The sequence below is a fragment of the Bradyrhizobium sp. genome, assembly GCF_049581145.1.
Classification (GTDB): Bacteria; Pseudomonadota; Alphaproteobacteria; order Rhizobiales; family Xanthobacteraceae; genus Bradyrhizobium.
The window spans coordinates 1-3,488 of record NZ_JBAURI010000702.1; the positions used below are offsets into that span (position 1 = coordinate 1).

4 protein-coding genes are annotated in these 3,488 nt (G+C 63.5%); 1 reads left to right on the top strand and 3 read right to left on the bottom strand.

Features of this window, described 5'->3' with window-relative positions; all coding sequences use genetic code 11:
• Positions 1-70: 70 nt before the first annotated feature.
• The 3 genes from WCB02_RS22895 to WCB02_RS22905 form a co-directional block, all read right to left on the bottom strand.
• The gene (locus WCB02_RS22895) at positions 71-1,039 is read right to left on the bottom strand and encodes a quinone oxidoreductase family protein (protein ID WP_423961694.1); all 969 of its coding nucleotides are present in this window, start codon (positions 1,037-1,039) and stop codon (positions 71-73) included.
• An 86-nt stretch (positions 1,040-1,125) separates the two neighbouring features.
• Positions 1,126-2,121 carry an NAD(P)H-dependent flavin oxidoreductase gene (locus tag WCB02_RS22900; RefSeq protein WP_423961695.1) on the bottom strand — a complete coding sequence of 332 codons (996 nt, stop codon included), beginning with the start codon at positions 2,119-2,121 and terminating at the stop codon, positions 1,126-1,128.
• A 185-nt stretch (positions 2,122-2,306) separates the two neighbouring features.
• The gene (locus WCB02_RS22905; RefSeq protein ID WP_423961699.1) at positions 2,307-2,741 is read right to left on the bottom strand and encodes a CBS domain-containing protein; all 435 of its coding nucleotides are present in this window, start codon (positions 2,739-2,741) and stop codon (positions 2,307-2,309) included.
• A 475-nt stretch (positions 2,742-3,216) separates the two neighbouring features.
• Between WCB02_RS22905 and WCB02_RS22910 the strand changes: the two genes are divergently transcribed.
• On the top strand, positions 3,217-3,450 hold the full coding sequence (locus tag WCB02_RS22910) for a hypothetical protein (RefSeq protein ID WP_423961697.1): 234 nt from the start codon (positions 3,217-3,219) through the stop codon (positions 3,448-3,450).
• The last annotated feature ends 38 nt before the right edge of the window (positions 3,451-3,488 follow it).

Genomic DNA, 3,488 nt, shown 5'->3' on the forward strand with positions numbered 1-3,488 from the left:
GCCTTGAATTGCTCTTTGAGTTCTTCTTGGAGTTGTCCTTGGAATTGTTGCTGGTTTCAGCGAACCGACATCACAGCGTCACGACGATCTTGCCGAGATGCTTGTTGGCTTCCATGTGCTCGAACGCCTTGCCGATGTCGTCGAACTTGAAAACCTTGTCGATCGGCAATTGCAGCTTGCGCGATTCCACCGCGCCCCAGATGTCCTTGCGGACCTCGTCGAAGATGTCGCGGATTTCCAGGATTGAGCGGGTGCGGAAGGTAACGCCGATATAGTGGATCCGTCGTGCGGCATGCAGATCGAAATTGAAATCGGCGTGGGTGCCGCCGAGCCTGCCGACATTGACGATGCGGCCCGTGATCCTGGTGGCGGCGAGGTTCTGGTTTGCGACCTTGCCCGAGACCTGGTCGACGATGAGATCGACGCCTTCGCCATTGGTCGCCTTCAGAACCTGCTCGACCCAGGTAGGATCGGAGGAATCCACCGCGAGGTCGGCGCCGTATTCCTTCAGCCGGGAGCGGCGCGCCGCATCGGTCGAAGAGCCGATCACCAGCGAAGCGCCCTTGAGTTTGGCGATCTGCATCGCCATCAGGCCGACACCCGAGCTTGCGCCCTGAATGAGCACGCTCTGGCCCGGCTTCAGGCCGCCATTGGTGATGACCGCGTTGTGCATGGTGGCGAGCGCCACGGGAAGGGTGGCGGCGTCCTCGAAATTCATGTTCGAGGGCGCGCGGAACAGCCGGCCGTGATCGGCGAGGGTATATTCCGCGAAGGCGGCAGCGCCCGATCCCATGATCTTGTCGCCGACCGCAACGCCCCTGGCGTCGGGTCCGAGTTCGGCGACTTCGCCGGCCCATTCCATGCCGAGCACGGTGCCGAGGCCGCCGGCTGCGCCATGCACGTGACCCTTGGTCATGCCGAGGTCAGCGCGGTTGAGGCCGCAGGCGTGGACGCGAACCAGCACCTGCGTGCCCTTCGGCGTCGGCTTTGCAACGTCGGTGATCGCCGCGCCGTTGGCGCCGTAGACATAGGCCTTCATCGGATCATTCCTGTCAGGACTTGTTGTTTGACGCGTTCGCGGATCGCGAACCGAAGGTTGGCTTCGCTTGAAGTCGCCATGGTCGCTTATTCCGCGGCCTCGCGTTGCGGGCCAGACATCATGGCTTGCAGCCGGCCGCGGATGATGGTTTCCGCCTCGCGCACGATGCGGGAGACCAGTTCGGCGCAGCTTGGGATGTCGTGGATCAGCCCCTGCACCTGGCCGGCGGACCAGATGCCCTCATCGGCGTCGCCGGTGGCATACACCATCTTGCCGCGCGCCCCCGCCACGAGTTCGCGGACCTGCTCGAAGGTCGCGCCTTCCTTTTCCATCGCGACGACCTTGGTCGACACCGCGTTCCTGGCGACGCGCGAGGTGTTGCGCATGGTGCGGAAGATCAGCTCGGTCTCACGCTCGTCGTTGGCGACGATCTTCTCCTTGATCAGCTGATGGATCGGGCTCTCCTTGGTGCACATGAAGCGCGTGCCCATGTTGATGCCTTCGGCCCCGAGCGCCAGCGCCGCGACCAGGCCGCGGCCGTCGCCGAACCCGCCCGAGGCGATCATCGGGATCTTCACCTTGTCGGCGGCGACCGGGATCAGGATCAGGCCGGGGGTATCGTCCTCGCCGGGATGGCCCGCGCATTCGAAGCCGTCGATCGAGATCGCGTCGACGCCCATGCGCTCCGCGGACAGCGCGTGGCGGACGCTGGTGCACTTGTGCACGACCTTGATGCCGTGTTTCTTGAATTCGGTGACGTGCTCCTGCGGCTTGTTGCCGGCCGTCTCCACCACCTTGATGCCGCTCTCGACGATGGCCTGACGGTATTCGGCGTAGGGCGGCGGCTTGATCGAGGGCAGGATGGTCAGGTTGACGCCGAACGGCTTGTCGGTCAGGCCGCGGCAGCGGGCGATTTCCTTGACGAGGTCCTCCGGCGTCGGCTGCGTCAGCGCGGTGATGAAGCCGAGCGCGCCGGCATTGGCGACCGCGGCCACCAGTTCGGCGCGGCCCACCCATTGCATGCCGCCCTGCACGATCGGGTGCTCGACGCCGACCAGTTCGGTAAACCGTGTTTTCAGCATCGTCCCTGCGCTCCCTCGGCGCGGCCGCCCGCGCACTGATTTTCTGCTGCGTTTTCGGGAGGCAGGATGCCGTCGCCGACGGCGGATGTCCACCTGCGCGCGGAGCCGTGCCGGCAACGCGATCATGCAAAAAGCAGGGCTGGACAATCACGCCGGAGGGCGAAGGCGCCAGGCAAGCCGTGAGGTCAGGCGGACAGCGCCTGCTGCGCGTGGCTCGCCGCGTCGTCGAACGCGGAGGAAATGTCGCGCATGCTGATGACGCCGGCGAGGCTGAAATCGTCGATCACCGGCAAATGCCGGATGTGGTGTACGTTCATCAGATGACGGGCGTGTTCCAGCGTGTCGCCTGACGAGCAGGCGACCAGTTTCTGCACCGAGATCAACTGCGAAACCTTCAGATTCGCGCCAGCCGCGCCGTGCTCGGCAATCGCACGCACGACGTCGCGCTCGGTGAACATGCCGGCCGCCGTATTGCCTTCGGTGCGCACGACGTCCTTGACCACCAGCGCGCTGATATTGCTGGTGCGCATCAACTGCGCGGCAACGCCGACTGTCTCGTTCATCCGGACCGTGACGACGCGGGTGGTTTTCCTCTGGCGCAGGATGTCTCCGACTCGCATGGCAATCTCCTTCCCGATGGTCAAAATTTTCGCAATTGTGGTATACAATATTCCAGCTGTCAATTTGCTTCTTTGGTTTTTGGTTTGCTCGTCGCCGAGAAGGGCAGCGTCACTGACATTTAGTCGCGTTGGATCAGCTCCGATTGCGGAGGATCCGAAACTCCTCGGCAGCTGCCGAAGCCGGCATTGTATGTTGTATGCATCGCTCGGTTTGTCTTGAGGCAAGAGGGTGCCGATTTTGATGCAATCGAGCAAAGGACGAAGCTGCGGCACCTGCACGGCCTGCTGCGATGGCTGGCTTCGCATCGAGGTGCGCGGACATCAGGTCAGGGATGGCAAGCCCTGTCCGTTTCGAATCGACCATGGTTGCGCGATCTACGATGAGCGGCCGCAGGATCCGTGCCGGCAATTTGTCTGCGGATGGCTGGTCGCCTCAAGCCCGCTGCCGGACTGGATGCGCCCGGACCGGTCCGACGTGATCATGCTGGCCGCTAATTTCATGTGGCACGGCTTGCCGGTTGACGTGCTGGTCGCGGCCGGCACGCGCCCGAAGAAGAAGGCGCTGGACTGGCTGATGAAGTTCAGTTCGGACAACAAGCGGCTGCTGATCTATCAGATCGAAGCAGACTGGTTCGCCTTCGGTCCCCCGGCGTTTCAGGCTGAAATTTCCGAGCGCATTGCGCGCGGCGAGACGCCGTGGAGGGATTGACGGCTCGGCGCCGCGGCCAGACCCGATCATGTTTATGC